This is a genomic window from Parasphingomonas caseinilytica, assembly GCF_036663755.1.
Classification (GTDB): domain Bacteria; phylum Pseudomonadota; class Alphaproteobacteria; order Sphingomonadales; family Sphingomonadaceae; genus Sphingomonas.
On sequence record NZ_JAXOJL010000001.1, the window covers coordinates 391697 to 408997 of the forward strand.

The 17301-nt window shown below is 63.6% G+C and carries 17 protein-coding genes; 11 read left to right on the forward strand and 6 right to left on the reverse strand.

Annotated elements, in window-relative coordinates; genetic code table 11:
- The first annotated feature begins 6 nt into the window (after nt 1–6).
- The 3 genes from gyrA to U1738_RS01770 are packed head-to-tail and all read left to right on the forward strand — an operon-like array spanning nt 7 to nt 3570.
- Complete coding sequence (gene gyrA, locus U1738_RS01760; protein ID WP_332787313.1) at nt 7–2763, forward strand: DNA gyrase subunit A; 2757 nt, start codon at nt 7–9, stop codon at nt 2761–2763.
- An 11-nt stretch (nt 2764–2774) separates the two neighbouring features.
- Entirely contained in the window at nt 2775–3128 is a 354-nt protein-coding gene (locus tag U1738_RS01765) for a DUF952 domain-containing protein (RefSeq protein WP_443026979.1), read from the forward strand.
- A gap of 40 nt (nt 3129–3168) precedes the next feature.
- Nucleotides 3169–3570 carry a hypothetical protein gene (locus U1738_RS01770; RefSeq protein WP_332787315.1) on the forward strand — a complete coding sequence of 134 codons (402 nt, stop codon included), beginning with the start codon at nt 3169–3171 and terminating at the stop codon, nt 3568–3570.
- Nucleotides 3571–3581: 11 nt separating this feature from the next.
- Here the strand turns inward: U1738_RS01770 and U1738_RS01775 are convergent, their stop codons facing one another.
- Complete coding sequence (locus U1738_RS01775; protein ID WP_332787316.1) at nt 3582–4013, reverse strand: DUF488 domain-containing protein; 432 nt, start codon at nt 4011–4013, stop codon at nt 3582–3584.
- Nucleotides 4010–4648, reverse strand: coding sequence for a lysoplasmalogenase family protein (locus tag U1738_RS01780; protein ID WP_332787317.1), 639 nt, complete (start codon nt 4646–4648; stop codon nt 4010–4012). Before U1738_RS01780 ends, U1738_RS01775 begins: the two co-directional genes overlap by 4 nt.
- Nucleotides 4649–4739: 91 nt before the next feature.
- Here U1738_RS01780 and U1738_RS01785 point away from each other — a divergent pair, with 91 nt between their 5' ends.
- The 3 genes from U1738_RS01785 (at nt 4740) to trmFO (ending at nt 7718) form a co-directional block, all read left to right on the forward strand.
- Nucleotides 4740–5291, forward strand: coding sequence for a GbsR/MarR family transcriptional regulator (locus U1738_RS01785; RefSeq protein ID WP_332787318.1), 552 nt, complete (start codon nt 4740–4742; stop codon nt 5289–5291).
- A gap of 83 nt (nt 5292–5374) precedes the next feature.
- Nucleotides 5375–6382, forward strand: coding sequence for an SRPBCC family protein (locus U1738_RS01790; protein WP_332787319.1), 1008 nt, complete (start codon nt 5375–5377; stop codon nt 6380–6382).
- Nucleotides 6383–6401: 19 nt separating this feature from the next.
- Nucleotides 6402–7718: a methylenetetrahydrofolate--tRNA-(uracil(54)-C(5))-methyltransferase (FADH(2)-oxidizing) TrmFO gene (gene trmFO / locus U1738_RS01795; protein WP_332787320.1), complete on the forward strand. Its 1317-nt coding sequence runs from the start codon at nt 6402–6404 to the stop codon at nt 7716–7718.
- Between the two features lie 117 nt (nt 7719–7835).
- On the opposite strand, the gene U1738_RS01800 is transcribed toward trmFO, so the two are convergent.
- Both U1738_RS01800 and U1738_RS01805 read right to left on the reverse strand, forming a co-directional pair.
- Nucleotides 7836–8297, reverse strand: a complete 462-nt coding sequence (locus U1738_RS01800; RefSeq protein ID WP_332787321.1) for an EF-hand domain-containing protein — start codon at nt 8295–8297, stop codon at nt 7836–7838.
- 48 nt (nt 8298–8345) lie between these two features.
- Nucleotides 8346–9065: a squalene/phytoene synthase family protein gene (locus tag U1738_RS01805; protein ID WP_332787322.1), complete on the reverse strand. Its 720-nt coding sequence runs from the start codon at nt 9063–9065 to the stop codon at nt 8346–8348.
- A 54-nt stretch (nt 9066–9119) separates the two neighbouring features.
- On the opposite strand from U1738_RS01805, the gene U1738_RS01810 reads away from it, so the two are divergent.
- Genes U1738_RS01810 through U1738_RS01820 form a run of 3 tightly spaced genes read left to right on the forward strand, consistent with a single transcriptional unit; the run spans nt 9120 to nt 12381 of the window.
- Nucleotides 9120–11045 carry a TadE/TadG family type IV pilus assembly protein gene (locus tag U1738_RS01810; protein ID WP_332787323.1) on the forward strand — a complete coding sequence of 642 codons (1926 nt, stop codon included), beginning with the start codon at nt 9120–9122 and terminating at the stop codon, nt 11043–11045.
- Nucleotides 11042–11668 (forward strand): TadE/TadG family type IV pilus assembly protein, encoded by a 627-nt coding sequence (locus U1738_RS01815; RefSeq protein ID WP_332787324.1) that lies wholly within the window; start codon nt 11042–11044, stop codon nt 11666–11668. The genes U1738_RS01810 and U1738_RS01815 overlap by 4 nt, the downstream gene beginning before the upstream one ends.
- A complete protein-coding gene (locus U1738_RS01820; protein ID WP_332787325.1) occupies nt 11665–12381 on the forward strand; it encodes a TadE/TadG family type IV pilus assembly protein in 717 nt (238 codons plus the stop codon). The genes U1738_RS01815 and U1738_RS01820 overlap by 4 nt, the downstream gene beginning before the upstream one ends.
- A gap of 45 nt (nt 12382–12426) precedes the next feature.
- Here U1738_RS01820 and U1738_RS01825 read toward each other — a convergent pair whose 3' ends face one another.
- Both U1738_RS01825 and pdhA read right to left on the reverse strand, forming a co-directional pair.
- Nucleotides 12427–13812 carry a pyruvate dehydrogenase complex E1 component subunit beta gene (locus tag U1738_RS01825; protein ID WP_332787326.1) on the reverse strand — a complete coding sequence of 462 codons (1386 nt, stop codon included), beginning with the start codon at nt 13810–13812 and terminating at the stop codon, nt 12427–12429.
- Nucleotides 13812–14855: a pyruvate dehydrogenase (acetyl-transferring) E1 component subunit alpha gene (gene pdhA, locus U1738_RS01830; protein WP_332787327.1), complete on the reverse strand. Its 1044-nt coding sequence runs from the start codon at nt 14853–14855 to the stop codon at nt 13812–13814. Before pdhA ends, U1738_RS01825 begins: the two co-directional genes overlap by 1 nt.
- A gap of 151 nt (nt 14856–15006) precedes the next feature.
- Here pdhA and U1738_RS01835 point away from each other — a divergent pair, with 151 nt between their 5' ends.
- Complete coding sequence (locus U1738_RS01835; RefSeq protein WP_332787328.1) at nt 15007–16305, forward strand: MFS transporter; 1299 nt, start codon at nt 15007–15009, stop codon at nt 16303–16305.
- Nucleotides 16302–17222: a cysteine synthase A gene (cysK, locus tag U1738_RS01840; protein WP_332787329.1), complete on the forward strand. Its 921-nt coding sequence runs from the start codon at nt 16302–16304 to the stop codon at nt 17220–17222. Before U1738_RS01835 ends, cysK begins: the two co-directional genes overlap by 4 nt.
- The last annotated feature ends 79 nt before the right edge of the window (nt 17223–17301 follow it).

Sequence of the window (17301 nt, forward strand, 5' to 3'; positions counted from 1 at the left end):
TGAAATTTGACCGACGAGACCATCCTCGCCGACCCTTCCGATATCTCGCCGATCTCGATCGTGGACGAGATGCGGTCGAGCTATCTCGACTATGCGATGAGCGTGATCGTATCGCGCGCGCTGCCCGACGTGCGCGATGGCCTGAAGCCGGTGCACCGCCGCATCCTGTTCGCCAGCCAGGAAGGCGGTTTCGTCCCCGGCCGCCCGTATCGCAAATGCGCCAAGATCGTCGGCGACGTGATGGGCAATTACCATCCGCACGGTGACAGCTCGATCTACATGGCGCTCGCCCGTCTGGCCCAGGATTGGGCGATGCGCGTGATGCTGATGGACGGCCAGGGCAATTTCGGATCGATGGATCCGGATATGCCGGCATCGATGCGCTACACCGAGGCGCGGCTGACCAAGGCGGCGATGGCCTTGCTGTCGGACATCGACAAGGACACGGTCGATTTCGCGCCCAACTATGACGGATCGCGCGAAGAGCCGACCGTCCTGCCGGCGCGCTTCCCCAACATTCTTGTCAATGGCGCGGGCGGCATCGCCGTCGGCATGGCGACCAACATCCCGCCGCACAATCTCGGCGAAGTGGTCGATGCCTGCCTCGCTTATATCGAGAATGGCGGGATCACGATCGACGAACTGATGGAGATCGTGCCCGGTCCGGATTTCCCGACCGGCGGGATCATTTTGGGGCGTGCCGGTTGCCGCTCCGCGTATCATGAGGGCCGCGGCTCGATCATCGTGCGATCGCGCCACACCATCGAGGAAGCGCGCGGCGATCGCCGGTCGATCGTCCTCACCGAAATCCCCTATCAGAGCGGCAAGAACGCTCTGGTCGAGAAGATCGCCGAGGCCGCCAAGGACAAGCGCATCGAGGGCGTCAGCGACATTCGCGACGAATCGAACCGCTTCGGCGTGCGCATCGTCATCGACCTGAAGCGCGATGCGACGGCGGAGGTCGTGCTCAACCAGCTCTGGCGGCACACGCCGGCGCAAGGCAGCTTCCCGGCGAACATGCTGGCGATCCGTGGCGGTCGTCCGGAAACGCTGAACCTGCGCGACATCATCGAGGCGTTCGTCAAGTTCCGCGAAGAGGTGATCACGCGGCGTTCGAAATTCGAACTCGCCAAGGCACGCGAGCGGGCACATCTGTTGCTCGGCCTGGTCATCGCCGTAACCAATCTGGACGAAGTGGTGCGGATGATCCGCGGCTCGTCCAGCCCCGCCGTCGCCCGCGCCAAGCTGCTCGACATGGCCTGGCCGATCGCTGAGATCGCGCCGTACATCCGCCTGGTCGAGGCGGTCGAGGACAAGCAGGAGGGCGACGTCTATCGACTGTCCGAAGCGCAGGTCCGCGCGATTCTCGATCTCCGCCTGCATCGCCTGACCGCTCTGGGTCGCGACGAGATCGGCAATGAGCTTCAGGGCCTCGCCGATTCGATCACCGAATTGCTCGAGATCCTCGCCAATCGCGCGAAGCTGTACGAGGTGATGAAGGCCGAACTCGCCGCCGTACGCGCCGAATTCGCCACCCCGCGCAAGACCGAGATCGCCGCCGCCGCCGATGGCATCGACGATGAGGATCTGATCGAGCGCGAGGAGATGGTCGTCACCGTCACCTTGCAGGGCTATATCAAGCGCACCACGCTCGACACGTTTCGCGCCCAGGCGCGCGGCGGCAAGGGCCGCGCCGGCATGGCGACGAAGGACGAGGACGCCGTCACCAACCTGTTCGTCACCAGCACGCACACGCCAGTGCTGTTCTTCTCGAACCACGGCAAAGTGTACCGCATGAAGGTGTGGCGCCTGCCCGAGGGCGGCGCGGCGACGCGCGGACGGCCGATGATCAACCTGCTGCCGCTCGCGACCGACGAGAAGATCACCACCGTTCTGCCGCTGCCGGAGAACGAGGACGATTGGGGCGCGCTCCATGTCATGTTCGCCACCGCCAAGGGCAGCGTGCGCCGCAATTCGATGGACGCGTTCACCAACGTGCCGACGAACGGCAAGATCGCGATGAAGTTCGAGGGTGACGACGCCGATGACCGGTTGATCGGCGTTGCGGTGTTGGATCAGGACGACGACGTGCTGCTCGCGACGCGCGGCGGCAAGGCGATCCGCTTCGCCGCGACCGACGTGCGCGAATTCCAGAGCCGCAATTCGACCGGCGTGCGCGGCATGACGCTGAAGGCCGGCGACGAGGTGATCTCGCTGTCGATCCTGCACCGCGTCAACGCGACACCCGAACAGCGCGAGAATTACCTGAAGTTCGCGCCGTGGAAGGCCGAACGCGAAGGCGCGCCGGACGATCAGGCGCTATTCGACGAGATGGTGACGCGCGAGCAGTTCATCCTGACGGTCTGCACCAACGGCTATGGCAAATTGTCGAGCGCCTATGATTACCGCCGCACCAATCGCGGCGGCCAGGGTATCACCAATATCGACAATATCGCCCGCAACGGTCAGGTCGTCGCCAGCTTCGCCGCGGCCAAGGGGCATCAATTGATGCTCGTGACAGACCAGGCCAAGCTGATCCGCACGACTCTGGGCAGCTTGCGCGTTATCAGCCGCAATTCGGCCGGCGTGAAGCTGTTCGACGTGGGCAAGAACGAACATGTCGTCTCCGCCGCACGGATCGAGGAAACCGAAGGCGACGCCGAGATGGACGTGCGCGGCCCCGAGGATCTGCCCGAAATCGCTCCCAACGACGACGCCAACACCGCCGACGACAGTGCCGCCGGCCCGGAAAACGGCGAATGAGCGAGGGGCGAATGAGTGGGCGCGATACGACCGCCTACAAGGTGCTGACGGCCGAGCAAATGGCGGAACTGGAGGCGACCGGCAGCTTTGCCGGCGCGCCGATCGATCTCGCGGATGGCTATATCCACCTGTCGACGCCCGGGCAGCTGACCGAAACGGTCGACAAGCATTTCGCCGGGCAGACCGATTTGCACGTCGCGGCGGTGGACCTCGGTGCGTTCGGCGACATCCGCTGGGAGGAATCCCGCGGCGGGCAGTTGTTTCCGCACATCTATGGCAGCCCGCTGCTGCTGGAAACGGTGATCGCCTATGGGCCGCTGGAGTGGGATGCGGATGGGCAGGTTAAGTTGCCGGTGGCGGGGTAAACACAGCCGCGATTGATCGACACGACGATAGAGAAGTCATTTGCGAAAATTACTGGCCTTCGTTCTCGCGCCAATTCCCGCTGCAACACTTCAAGCGATCGTCGTCGCGCTTTGGCCGAAACCCGAACGCGGTGGGGTTTTCGCGCACCCTTCATCGATGCTCGTTGCTATGTGCATTATATTCTATGTGCTGCAGATCCTGGTCGGCATTCCGGTAGCGGTAGCGCTCAGCAAGCGAAACTACACCAATCTGAAATCCTATGCGCTGAGCGGGTCGGCAATGACCTTTCCAATTCTGCTGATAGTCGCCTGGACCTTTGCGAGGCAGGGTTTGTCGGCCTATGCGGCATGTTACAATGTCATCTATTTTATGGCTTCAGGCGCTTCGATCGGTACGGTTTTCTGGCTTCTTCAAAAGCCCGGCCGCAGCAATTCCATCTGAACGCGGCACCCTCAAGCATACAAATCCACCACTTCGACGCCCTCGCCCACCGCGTCCAGCAGCAGCGTTCGGTGGCAATGGCACGGGTCGCGCTCGTAACAGAGCAACGCGCTTGGCATCTCGTCCGCCAGTTCGAGCATCTGGGCCGCCTGCACCTGCGCCTCGGGCAAATCGAGCTGATCGGCATAGACTGCCTTCAGCGTCGCCACGTCGCCCTTCTTCGCCGCGTCGCGCCCGCGCTTGGGCGTGCCGAGCGCCTTGAGGTGGACGTATCCGATCCCCGCCTCGGCCAGCGACGCGGCGAGCGAGGATTTCGAGAAACCGGGGCGGCGCGACAGCGGCAGCGCGCGGACGTCGATCACGCGTTCGACCCCCGCCCCTTTCAAAGCAGCGAGGAATTCGGCCATCGTGGTGGCTTCGTAGCCGATCGTGAATATCTTCATCGCGCAGAGATGGGGCGGCCCAGACCGCCGCGCAATCCGCGCACCACGCCGATCGCGATCAGCGTCTGGCCGGCGAAATAGGTCGGCCAGATCAGCAGGCCGGGCAAATGAGATCCCGCCAACACACTACTCTTGGCGAAGATCAACAGGTCCGAAAATACGAACAGTGCCGCGCCCAGCCCGACCAGATGGCGATCGAATCGACTGGTCAGCGCCGCCCCCGCCATTCCACCGAGTACCAGCCCGTAAATTGCGACGCCGCCATCCCGCGTCAGCGCGAACGCCACGCCGGAGATAATGACAGCGGATGCCACCGCCGCGACGATCGACCGCCCGAGCCTGCCGCGCGGCACACCAAGATACAAGGCGATCGCCAGCACATGCCCGATCAGGAATGCCACTGCGCCGACTACCGTACCTGACGTCTCCAGCAGCACGTCGCCCAGCGCGCCGAACGTCAGCATCGCGACCAGCAGCCATCCCTCGCGGTTCCGCGCCTCGCCCGCCGCCCATGATGCGAGCAACGCCACGCCCGCGCCCTTCCAAGCGATCAGCCCGGCACCTGGCGGCAGATCCTTGACGAACTGGAAGCTGATCCCGGCCAGCAAGGCGACGATGAGGAGCAAGCGCGACATCGCGGTACGATAGCCCTTTCCCACCAAAGAACCAGCGCTTGACCCGTCATGCGAAATCGCATATTTCTGAATTTACAGAAATGGAAGACAGATGAAGCTCTACGACCATCCCGATGTGAAAGCCTTCGTTCTCCATTGGGGGGAGATGGGCACGCATTGGGGCGTCGCCCGATCGGTCGCGCAGATCCATGCCTTGCTCTATCTCAGCGACAAGCCGCTGAACGCCGAGGAGATCGTCGAGACATTGGGCCTCGCGCGGTCCAACGTCTCGACCGGGCTGAAGGAGTTGCAGGGCTATGCGATCGTCCGGCGCGTGCATGTCGAGGGCGACCGGCGCGACCATTTCACGGCGGAGACCGATCTGTGGGAGATGCTGATGCGCATCGCCGCCGAGCGCAAACGTCGCGAGATCGACCCGACGATCGCGTTGCTGAACGACCTCGCCGAACGGCTCGCCAAGGATAAGACCGCGCCCGCGCACGTCCGCGAACGGATCGGGCGGATGCACGAATTCCTGGCGACGCTCGGCACCTGGTACGACCAGGTGCGCGTGCTGCCCAAATCCACGCTCGTCACGTTGATGAAGCTGGGCGGCAGCGTCGCCCGGCTGATCCCCGGCCGGAAATCCAAGACCAAGGATTGAGGAGTTCGAAACGATGATGCCCTCGTCTTAAGTTCGTCCAACGATTTCGATCTTTGCAGAAATTACAGAACAGGATGCAGACCATGGAAGACGAGAACGCCGCCGTCCGCAAACCATCGGCCACGACCAGGATCGGCATTGCCATCGCGGCCGCGCTCACGTTCGCATTCGGCGTGTATTTCCTCATCGAGGCGACGCAGCCCTCCGGCGGGCTGATCAGCTTCTCGTTCCTGCTCATCCTCCCAGCGGCAGTGTCGGCATTCGTTTGTTATGTCGCCGACCCTTATGCTCAACGTTCAAGCGGACAATATCTCGCAATGCCGTTCTGGCTGCTGCTCGTCGTGGTCGTGGCCTCGATCTTCTTCCTGCGCGAAGGGGTCATCTGTGTGCTGATGCTGTCCCCGTTATGGATGATCAGCGGCATGATCGGTGCGGCCATCACCTACAAGATGCGCCGCCGCCTGCCGGAGGAAAGCGGGCGGACCTATTGCGCCGTGCTGATCGTGTTGCCTCTGCTGTCGATGCAGGTCGAGCCGATGATCCCGCTGCCCTCGGACACCAAGATGGTCGCGCGCAGCATCGTCATCGACGCCAGCCCGACGCGGATTTGGCCGTTACTTCGCGGTATACCGGACGTGCGCCCCGGCGAAGGAGAGTGGAATATCTCGCAGGACGTGATCGGCATTCCACGTCCGGTCGGCGCGCGGCTGATCGGCAACGGCATCGGTGCTGACCGCTATGCCGATTGGGGACAGCGCATCAAGTTTCGTGAACGCATCGTCGAATGGCAGCCGGGGCGTCGGATCGGCTGGCGCTTCATCTTCGACGACATTGCCGGCTGGGGCTATACCGACCGTCATCTGATGCCCGACAGCCCGTATTTCACGGTGACGACCGGCGGCTATACGATGCAACCGCTGGGGCCAAATCGCACACGGGTTACCGTTGACACGCATTACCGTATCCAGACGCCGGTCAATCTCTACTCGGCGTTATGGGGCCAATTGTTCCTCGGCGATCTCGAGAACAATTTGCTGGCACTGATCAAGCAACGCGCGGAACGCGGAACGGTGGTTGGCGAAGGCCGGTGATAGGCGCTATCGGCACCGCATGACACACGACATCCAAATCATCGGCGGCGGGCTGGCCGGATCGGAAGCGGCATGGCAGCTTGCCGAAGCCGGCTTCCGCGTGAAGCTCTCCGAAATGCGTGGCACGGGCGAGAAAACCCCCGCGCATCACACCGATGGCCTTGCCGAACTGGTCTGCTCGAACAGTTTCCGGTCCGACGATGCGAACAGCAACGCGGTCGGGCTGATCCATCAGGAGATGCGCACGCTCGGGTCGCTGATCCTGCGCGAGGGCGATATCCACAAGGTGCCGGCCGGCTCCGCGCTGGCGGTGGACCGCGATGCCTTCTCGAGCGGCGTGACGGCGGCGGTCGAGGGCCATGCCAACATCACGGTCGTGCGCGAGCGGGTGGATGTGATCCCCACCGATGGCCCCGTGATCATCGCCACCGGCCCGCTCACCGCCGCGCCGCTCGCCGCCAGCATCGGCGCGGCGACCGGCGCTGATGCGCTGGCGTTCTTCGACGCCATCGCCCCGATCGTCCATTTCGACAGCATCGATATGGAGACGGCCTGGTTCCAGTCGCGCTGGAACAAGGGTGAGGGCAAGGATTACATCAACTGCGCGATGGACAAGGAGACGTACCACACGTTCGTCCAGGCGCTGGTCGATGGCGAGAAGACCGAATTCCGCGAATGGGAAAAGGACACGCCCTATTTCGAAGGCTGCATGCCGATCGAGGTGATGGCGGAACGCGGGCCGGAGACGCTCCGCTTCGGGCCGATGAAGGGCGTCGGGCTGGACGATCCGCGCACCGGGCGCTGGCCCTATGCCGTGGTGCAGTTGCGGCAGGATAATGCCTCGGCGACGTTGTGGAACATCGTCGGTTTCCAGACCAAGCTGAAGCATGCCGAGCAGGTTCGCCTGTTCCGTACCATTCCGGGGCTGGAAAATGCCGAGTTCGCGCGGCTGGGCGGGCTGCACCGCAACACGTTCATCCGCTCGCCGGAGCTGCTCGATCCGACGTTACGGCTGAAGAGCATGCCGAACGTACGCTTCGCCGGGCAAATCACGGGGTGCGAAGGGTATATCGAGAGCGCGGCGATCGGGCTGATCGCCGGGCGTTTCGCCGCTGCGGAGTTGAAGGGCGAGACCTTGACGCCACCTCCGGTCGCCACCGCCCTTGGGGCGTTGTTGCACCACATTACCGGTGCGGCGGAGGCGGAGACGTATCAGCCGATGAACGTCAATTTCGGCCTGTTTCCGCCGATTCCCGGTCGGACGAAGAAGGCGGATCGGAAGAAGATGTATACCGATCGTGCTCGGGTGGCGTTGGGGGAGTGGCTGGCGGCTTGAGGGCCTCCGCCGAGCCCCTCCAAACCCGTTCGCCCTGAGCCTGTCGAAGGGCGTGTTCGGGGCACGTGCTTCGACAAGCTCAGCACGAACGGTTTTGGCTGCCTTTTCCCCAAACCCTCAACTCTCCTCCTCGCCCTTCCCCACCGGCGGGCACGGTACCTTGGCCCGCTGAGTATTGCGCTTCACCGCGGTCGTGGAGAATTCCGCGGCATTCATCGCGCCGGACTTGTCCTTGTCCGCCTCGGCAAATTTGGTCGTGACCTTCACCGCCCATTCCTCGAACGACAGCTTGCCGTCGGCGTTCGTGTCCAGCCGCGCGAAGGCCTTGCGCCGTGCCGCGAGATATTCCTCGCGGGTGATCTTCGCGTCGCGATCCTTGTCGTAACGGCTGAAGCGCTTCTCCTCGCGCGTCTTCGCGGTCGCTTCCGGCACGGTGTCCGGCAGACCCTCTGCCTGTTCCGCCGAGGCCGCAGGCGCGGCAGGCAGCGGCGAATCCGATCTCGCCGGGCTCTTGAACAGCAGCACGCCCGCCGCCACCAGCAGCAACGCCGCCACTCCACCCGCCAGATAACGCCACATCGAACTGTTCCCCTGCTGCCGTCCAACAGGGGATAGCCCGGCGAAAGATCACCGCCCACTGATCCGATGGTATATCAGCCGCCCCACCCGACCCGGCGCGCCCCATCGGATCGGCTGTCCTAGCGGTACCGCCAGATCCAGGCGCGCGAGGTGCGCCAGAGCGCCAAGCGTCCGCGCAATCCTGCTCCATTTCGCGGTCGTGGCCACGGCCAGCGCCATGCCGGCCAAAGCGGCGGCGCGTGACGCCACGGCCTCATCGCCGACATGCCGCGCCAGATCGGCAAGCGCCCAGCCCCGCCCCGCCGGCGCGACCGGATCGCCCGGTCCGGCGCCGAGCACTGTACCGATCGCTCCGAACAGGATCACGCCGCGCGCGGCATAGCCCTCCAGCGTCGCATCGTCCGGCGTATCGGCATCGAGCAGCATTTCCCACGCGTCGATCATCCCGGCCAGCCGCGCGCCGGTCACGCCCCGCGGCAAGACCTCCGCCGCCAGCGCGCGTAGCACCGGCTCGGCCGGCGGCGGCGCGCTGTCCAGCTGGCTCAACGCCTCATGCCACCAGGTCAGTCGCATCTGTCCGACGACCGGCTCGCGCGTGGTGCGCAGGATCTGCCCGAGCAGATCGTCCAGCGCGAATAGTGCCGCCACCCCGGCCCGCGCTTGCTCAGGCGCGTAGGACAGGGCCAGCAGCCGTTCCGACGCGGCCCCTTCGTGGCGCGCAATGGTTACCGCGCCGTTTACCATGTCGTTTGATCCGGCCTTATCCATTCACCGCCTATCGCCCGTCATTGGAGTTAATTCCAGAGTGTGCGGGATAGCTGGATGTGGGGATTTAAGCGCAGGTCGGCGACAGCCAAGACCTTTTTCGGCCGACTGAAGCGGGACATCGGCGGCAACACGCTGGCGATGATGGCGATCGCGCTCGTGCCGCTGTCGGCGCTCGCTGGGTCCGCTGTGGACATGGGCCGCCTCTACGTCGTCAAGGTTCGTCTGCAGCAGGCGTGCGACGCCGGCGTCCTGGCCGGCCGCAAGAATATGGTCTCGTCCGGCTCCACGCTCGATGCCGCCTCGTACGATCAGGCCAAGGCGTTCTTCGTCAACAATTTCCGTGAAGGCTGGCTCAACACCACCGCCGTTGCTTTCGCGCCCAGCAAAACGAGCGACAATCAGGTCAGCGGTACGGCAACGGCCACTGTGCCGATGTCGATCATGAAGATGTTCAAGATGCCGGACGTTACGCTCAACCTGACGTGCGAGGCGCGCTACGACGTTGCCGATACCGACATCATGTTCGTGTTGGATACGACGGGATCGATGTCCTGCCTGCCGCAGGATTCGACCAGCGCCTGCAGCACCTATGTCGGCAATGCCGGCACGACGACCTACACCAAGCCGGCCGATGGCACGGCCAGCGGCAATCTGAGCGTTGGCGGCTACCCCGGCTCCACCGGCTATTACGTGCCCGAGAAGAGCGGATCGCGCATCGCCGCGCTGCGCGCGGCCGTCCTCAGCTTCTACGACACGATGGTCAACACGGCGGATCCGACGACCAATGTTCGCTATGGATTCGTGACCTATACCTCGACGGTAAACGCCGGGCGGGCGATCATGGACAGGAGCCCCGCCTACATGGTGGGCGGTAGCGGATCGCAGACCTGGAACTACCAGTCCCGCAAGCTGAACGGCGAGAATGCGTCGACTTCGACCGCCACCTACAACAATACCAGTTCGTCGACCTGCAACGGATATGCCCAGCCCCGTACGCCCGCGACCGGCTACGACAATTCGACCGGAAGTCCCGGCCCAAAGGCGACCATGGTCACGTCGAGCCGTAGCGGCACGACCTGCACGGTCGTGACGACGACCTATCTGCCCAAATGGACCTACGCCCAATACCCGTTCGACGTGTCGGGCTATGTGGCCGGGGGTGTCGTGGACGATCCCACCAAGGTGAACACGGCCACGTCGCGCTGGGCGGGGTGCATCGAGGAACGCGATACGACCGCAGGTGCAAGCAGCTTCGCGACGGCCAATCTGCCGCCCGATCTCGATCCCGACCTGATCCCGACCAGCGCGACGTCCACGCGCTGGCGTCCGATGTGGCCGGACATCATTTATGATCGCTATTACGATCCGGATTCGACCAACGGCGACGATACAACCAATCGACCTTCTTTGGGCTCCGCCTCGCGCTTGCAGGCCGGCTATGTCAGCTGTGGGAAACCCGTGCAGCGCCTGAAGGTAATGGCTCGCGCCGATGTCAGCGCTTACGTGAACGCCCCTGATTTCCGCGCGATCGGCGGCACCTATCACGATACCGGCATGATCTGGGGCACGCGCATGCTGTCACCCAACGGTATCTTCGCCAGCGATACGGCACCTTGGGCGGGACGTCAGGATCCCAATCGCGTGCTGATCTTCATGACCGATGGCGACATGGCACCGAACATCAACATCTATGGCATGTACGCACTGGAGCAATTCGACAAGCGCGTCACCAACGGCGATTATAACGACGCCACGACCTATCAGAATTACCACAACCAGCGGTTCCTGGCGGAATGTTCGAAGGCGAAATCGTTAGGGATCGACGTTTGGGTGGTCGCCGTCGGCCAGGCCGTGACCACGCAGTTGACCGCCTGCGCGTCCAGCCCGACCCAGGCGGTTTATGCCGGCACCTCGTCCGACGTGTCGGCGGCCTTCGCCAACATCGCCAAGCATGTTGGCGCGCTCAGGATCTCGAAGTGAGGCGGCGGCACCTGCCGCGTCGGCTGAAGCACGACGAACGCGGCGCGACGATCATCGAATTCGCTATCGTCGCGCCGGTCCTGATGACGTTGATCATGGGCCTGAGCGAGATGACGTATCAGGAATATCTGCAAGTGCAGCTGAACGGCGCGGTGCAGAAGGCGGCGCGCGATTCCGCCATTCAGGGCGGCGCGGGCAATGCCGCCACGATCGACGCCAAGGTGATCACCCTGGTCGGCGCGATCACCAAGACCATGACGCAATCCTGCGCCACCAGTCCGGCGGCCAGCACGTGGTGCTCGACGCGCAAGAGCTATTCGCAATTCGGCACCATCAAGCCGGAATATATCTACGACACCAACAGCAATGGCGTGCTCGATCCCGGCGAATGCTTCGACGACGTCAATGCCAACAATAATTGGGATGCCGATCCCGGTGCCGCGGGTCAGGGCGGCGCGAACGATGTCGCGATGTACACGATGAGCATCACCTATCCGCGCATGTTCCCGGTCGTCAGCTTTCTGGGCTGGAGCGACCGCCAGACGTTGAGTTCGACGACGATTCTGAAGAATCAGCCTTATGCCAATCAGGCGACGCCGGCCGTGAAGAAGGTGTGCCCATGATCGCGCGCGCGACGCCCGTTCGGCGCATCGGCACAAGCTTGCGGCGGCTGCGCCGTGACCAGAGCGGCCTGGCTTTGCTCGAGTTCGCCTTCGGCCTGCCGCTGGTGTTGGGGATCGGTATGTACGGCGTCGAGACGGCGAATCTGGCGCTGGTAAACATGCGCATCAGCCAGATCGCGCTCAACCTCGCCGACAACGCCTCTCGCGTGGGGACGGCCTCGGGCAGCACGCAACAGCTTCGCGAGACCGACATCACGGACATCTTTCAGGCCATCCGCCTTCAGGGCGCGTCTATCGGCCTGACCACCAACGGACGGGTGACTTTATCCAGCCTGGAAGCACCGTCCGGCGTGCAGCGCATTCATTGGCAGCGCTGCATCGGCGTGAAGGCGGCCGGATACGAATCGACCTACGACCAGACGCTCGGCACGATCGATGCCAATGATGGACAGGATACAGCGACTGACAATCAGGGCGTGGCGGTTCCGGCGGGTATGGGCGATGGTGCCAACAAGGTCCTTTCGCCGAACAATTCGGGCGTGATGTATGTCGAGATCTATTACGACTATAAGCCGTTGATCGGGTCTCTGTTCATGACCCCGGCGAAGATGAAATATACCGCGTCGTTCATCGTCCGCGACAATCGCGACTTTACGAAGATCTACAACAGCACCTCTGGATCGCGGATGACGTGCGATCTGCACACGACGTAAGATAATGCCTACCGCACCCCGGCACGATCCGGGGTGCGGTCAGGCTCAAACGATCTTCTTCACCGTGTCCACGATCTTGGCCGAACTCAACAAGGCCAGCTTTTCCAGATTCGCCGCGTAGGGCAACGGAACGTCTTCGTTCGCCACGCGCAGGACGGGGGCGTCGAGATCGTCGAAGCCTTCCTCCATGCAGATCGCGACGATTTCCGACGCGATCGAGCAGGTGGCCCATCCCTCTTCCGCCACGACCAGACGGTTGGTTTTCTTCAGGCTCTTCAGCACCGCGGCCTTGTCGAGCGGGCGCAGCGTGCGCAGGTCGATTACCTCCGCGTCGATGCCCTCTTCCGCCAGCTTGTCGGCAGCTTCGAGCGCTAGGCCCACGCCGATCGAATAGCTTACGATCGTCACGTCCTTGCCTTCGCGCATCACGCGCGCCTTGCCGATCGGCAGGACGTAATCGTCGAGCGCCGGCACTTCGAACGTGCGGCCGTAGAGCAGTTCGTTTTCGAGGAAGACGACCGGATCCTGGGTGCGGATCGCCGCCTTGAGCAGCCCCTTTGCATCCGCCGCATCATAGGGTGCGATCACGATCAGGCCGGGCACGCTGGCATACCATGGGCCGTAGTTCTGCGAATGCTGCGCGCCTACGCGGGAGGCCGCGCCGTTCGGCCCGCGGAACACGATCGGGCAGCGCATCTGGCCGCCGGACATGTAGTTCGTCTTGGCGGCCGAATTGATGATGTGGTCGATCGCCTGCATCGCGAAGTTAAACGTCATGAATTCGACGATCGGCCGCAGTCCGCCCATGGCGGCCCCCGTGCCGACACCGGCGAAACCATATTCGGTGATCGGCGTGTCGATCACGCGCTTCGGCCCGAACTCGTCGAGCAGGCCCTGCGTCACCTTGTACGCGCCCTGATATTCGGCGACTTCCTCGCCCATCACGAAGACGCGGTCGTCCTTGCGCATTTCCTCGGCCATCGCATCGCGCAATGCCTCGCGCAGCGTGACCTTGATCATCTCGGTCCCTTCCGGGATCGCGGGATCGGATATCTCGGCGCTGTGCGACGCGGCATCGACCAGCTGCTTGGTGCCGCTCTCTGCCTTCTGGGGCGCTGCGGCTTCCTTGGGCTCTTCCTTCGGAGCATCTACCTTCGGAGCTGCGGCCGGCGCAGCATCCGCGCTTTCGCCCTCTTCCAGCAACGTGGCGATGACGGTGCCGACCTTCACATTGTCGGTCCCCTCGGCGACGGTGATCTTGCCGATCGTGCCTTCGTCCACGGCTTCGAATTCCATCGTCGCCTTGTCGGTCTCGATCTCGGCCATGATGTCGCCGGATTTCACGACATCGCCTTCCTTGACCAGCCATTTGGCCAGCGTGCCCTCCTCCATCGTGGGGGAGAGGGCGGGCATCTTGATCTCGATGGGCATCAGTATTTTTCCACCAGCACGTCGGTATACAGTTCGGCCGGTTCCGGCTCGGGCGCGGTTTCGGCGAAGTCGGCCGCATCGGCGACGACCTTGCGGATCTCCTTCTCGATCTCCTTCAGCTCGTCTTCCTTGACGCCGGCTTCCTCGAGCAGCTTCTTGCAATGCTCGATCGGATCGGACTTGTCGCGAACCGCCTGCACCTCCTCGCGCGAGCGGTACTTCGCTGGATCGGACATCGAATGGCCGCGATAGCGATAGGTTTTCATCTCGAGGATGATCGGCCCCTTGCCCGCGCGAACCCAGGCAAGCGCCTCTTCCGCCGCGCCACGAGCCGCCAACACGTCCATGCCGTCGACCTGGATGCCCGGGATGCGGAACGATTCGCCACGCCGGTACAACTGGTCTTCGGACGACGCGCGGTTCACCGATGTGCCCATCGCGTACTGATTGTTCTCGATCACATAGATGACCGGCAGCTTCCACAGCTCGGCCATGTTGAAGCTCTCGTAGACCTGCCCCTGATTCGACGCACCATCGCCGAAATAGGCCAGGCACACTCCGCCATCCTCGTTATACTTATGCGCGAAGCCGAGGCCGGTGCCGAGCGACACCTGAGCACCGACGATGCCGTGCCCGCCATAGAATTTATGCTCGACGCTGAACATATGCATCGAGCCGCCCTTGCCCTTGGAAATGCCGGCCTGACGCCCGGTCAGCTCCGCCATCACGTCCTTGGGCGGGATCCCGCAAAGAAGCATATGGCCGTGATCGCGATAGCCGGTGATCACACTGTCCTTGTCCGACAGCGCCGATTGCAGGCCGACCGCGACCGCCTCCTGCCCGATATACAGATGGCAGAAACCGCCGATCAAGCCGAGGCCGTAAAGCTGCCCGGCCTTCTCCTCGAAGCGGCGGATGAGCAGCATCTGCTTGTAGAATTCGAGCAGTTCGTCTTTCGACGCTTCGTACAGTTTCGGCTCGTCGGGGCGCTCGCGATTGGCAGCGAGCGGTTCGATCTTTCGGGCGGCGGGGGCTTTTGCCACAGGCTGGAACCTCGTTTTCCTTGGGGAGGAGAAGCGCGCGTATAAGCGCCTTTTGGTCGTGACATCAATCGTCCGCGACACGCAGAAGTTTCATGCCCCCAAGCAATCGATGATTGCCCCGGCCGCAACGCCCCGCCTAAAGCCGTCCCAGATGAACCCTGCCCCCGATCCTGCGCCCGCCCACCCGCTGCGCATCGCCAATTTCCGCGCCTATTTCGTGGCGCGCTTCGCCATGACGATCGCGCAGAACGCGATGATCATCGTCATCGGCTGGCAGGTCTACACCATCGCCCGCGAGGACATGGGGATGAGCCTGAGCGCGGCGGCGGCGCAATTGGGGCTGATCGGGCTGCTGCAATTCCTGCCGCTGTTTTTGACTACGCCGATTTCGGGATTCGTCGCGGATCGCTTCGACCGGCGCTGGATCACGCGGATCACCGTCAGCCTGCAACTGCTCTGCGCCTTCATCCTCGCGCTCGCGACCTATGAGGGCTGGATCTCGCTGCCGATCCTGTTTTCCGTTGCCGTGCTGCTCGGGCTGGCGCGGGCCTTTTCCGGCCCGGCCTTTTCCGCGCTCGCACCCAATCTGGTGCCGCGCGAGGTGCTTCCGACGGCGATAGCGCTCAGCTCGATCTCGTGGCAGGTCGGCACGATCATCGGCCCCGCGATCGGCGGCTTCGCTTTCGCGCACGCACAGAGTGGCGCATACTGGCTGGCGGTCGCTTTGTTCGGCGTCGCGCTGTTGTGTCTGTTGCTGATCGGCCGCGTCGCGCAGCCGCCACGCTCGGCGGCGCATCCGGTGCGACAGATCATCGACGGGCTGCGTTATGTCGGGCAGAACAAGCTGGTGCTGGGCACGATCACGCTGGACCTGTTCGCGGTGTTCCTGGCGGGCACGAGTGCGCTGCTGCCGATCTATGCGCACGATATCTTCAAGGTCGGCGCGCAGGGCCTGAGCCTGCTCGCCGCTGCTCCTGCCGCCGGCGCGTCGGTGATCGCATTGATCTTCTCGATCCGCCCGCTCAAGCACAATGTCGGTCCGCGCATGCTGATTTCGGTGCTGGTCTATGGCAGCGCGACGATCCTGTTCGGGATCGCGCACCTGATCGTGCCGGCTTATGCGTTCGAGGTCGGCGTGGCGGCGCTGGCGGTGGCGGGCGGGGCCGATATGTTCTCGGTCTATATCCGCCAGTCGCTGATCCAGCTCTACACGCCGGACGAGATGCGCGGCCGCGTCGGCGCGGTCTCGCAACTCACGATCTCCGCGTCGAACGAACTGGGCGAGGCCGAATCCGGTTTCCTCGCCTCGATGCTCGGGCCGGTGGGTGCGGTGCTGGTCGGCGGCGGCGGGGCGATTGTAGTGACCATCCTGTGGACCTATCTCTTCCCCAGCATCCGCCGCGCGAAGACCTTCGATCCCCCCGCAGACCAACTGGAGGCAGTATCATGAAAGCCAACACGATCCTCGAGACGATCGGCAACACTCCCCATATCCGCCTCCAGCGTCTGTTTCCGGGCAACGAAGTGTGGATCAAGTCGGAACGCTCCAATCCGGGCGGTTCGATCAAGGACCGGATCGCGCTGGCGATGATCGAGGCGGCCGAGGCTTCGGGCGACCTGAAGCCCGGCGGCACGATCATCGAACCGACCTCGGGCAATACCGGCGTCGGCCTGGCGATGGTGGCGGCCGTGAAGGGCTACAAGCTCGTTCTCGTCATGCCCGAAAGCATGTCGATCGAACGTCGCCGCCTGATGCTGGCATACGGCGCGACCTTCGATCTGACGCCACGTGAAAAGGGCATGAAGGGCGCGATCGAGCGCGCTCTGGAACTGGTCGAGCAAACCCCCAATAGCTGGATGCCGCAGCAGTTCGAAAATCCGGCTAATATCGAGGTACATACGCGGACGACCGCACAGGAAATCCTGAAGGACTTCGCCGATACGCCGATCGACGTGATCATCACCGGCGTGGGCACCGGCGGACACATCACCGGCGTCGCGGAAACGCTGAAGAAGAGCTGGCCGAACCTGAAGGTCTATGCGGTCGAGCCGCAAGCATCGCCGGTCATCTCCGGCGGGCAGCCGGGGCCGCATCCGATCCAGGGCATCGGTGCTGGCTTCGTGCCGGCCAACCTCCACACCCAGGCGATCGACGGCGCGATCCAGGTCGACGCCGCCGTCGCCAAGGACATGGCCCGCCGCGCCGCGACCGAGGAGGGCATGCTGGTCGGCATCTCGTCCGGCGCGACGCTCGCCGCCATCCTGCAGAAGCTGCCCGATCTGCCCGACGATGCGCGGGTGCTCGGCTTCAATTACGATACCGGCGAGCGGTATCTGTCGGTGCCGGATTTCCTGCCCGAAAGCTGACAAATAATGGCCGGCGCTGTCATGATACAGGTATCGCGCAGCGCCGGTAACCATTATGAATGATCCGGCGGCGTTCGGG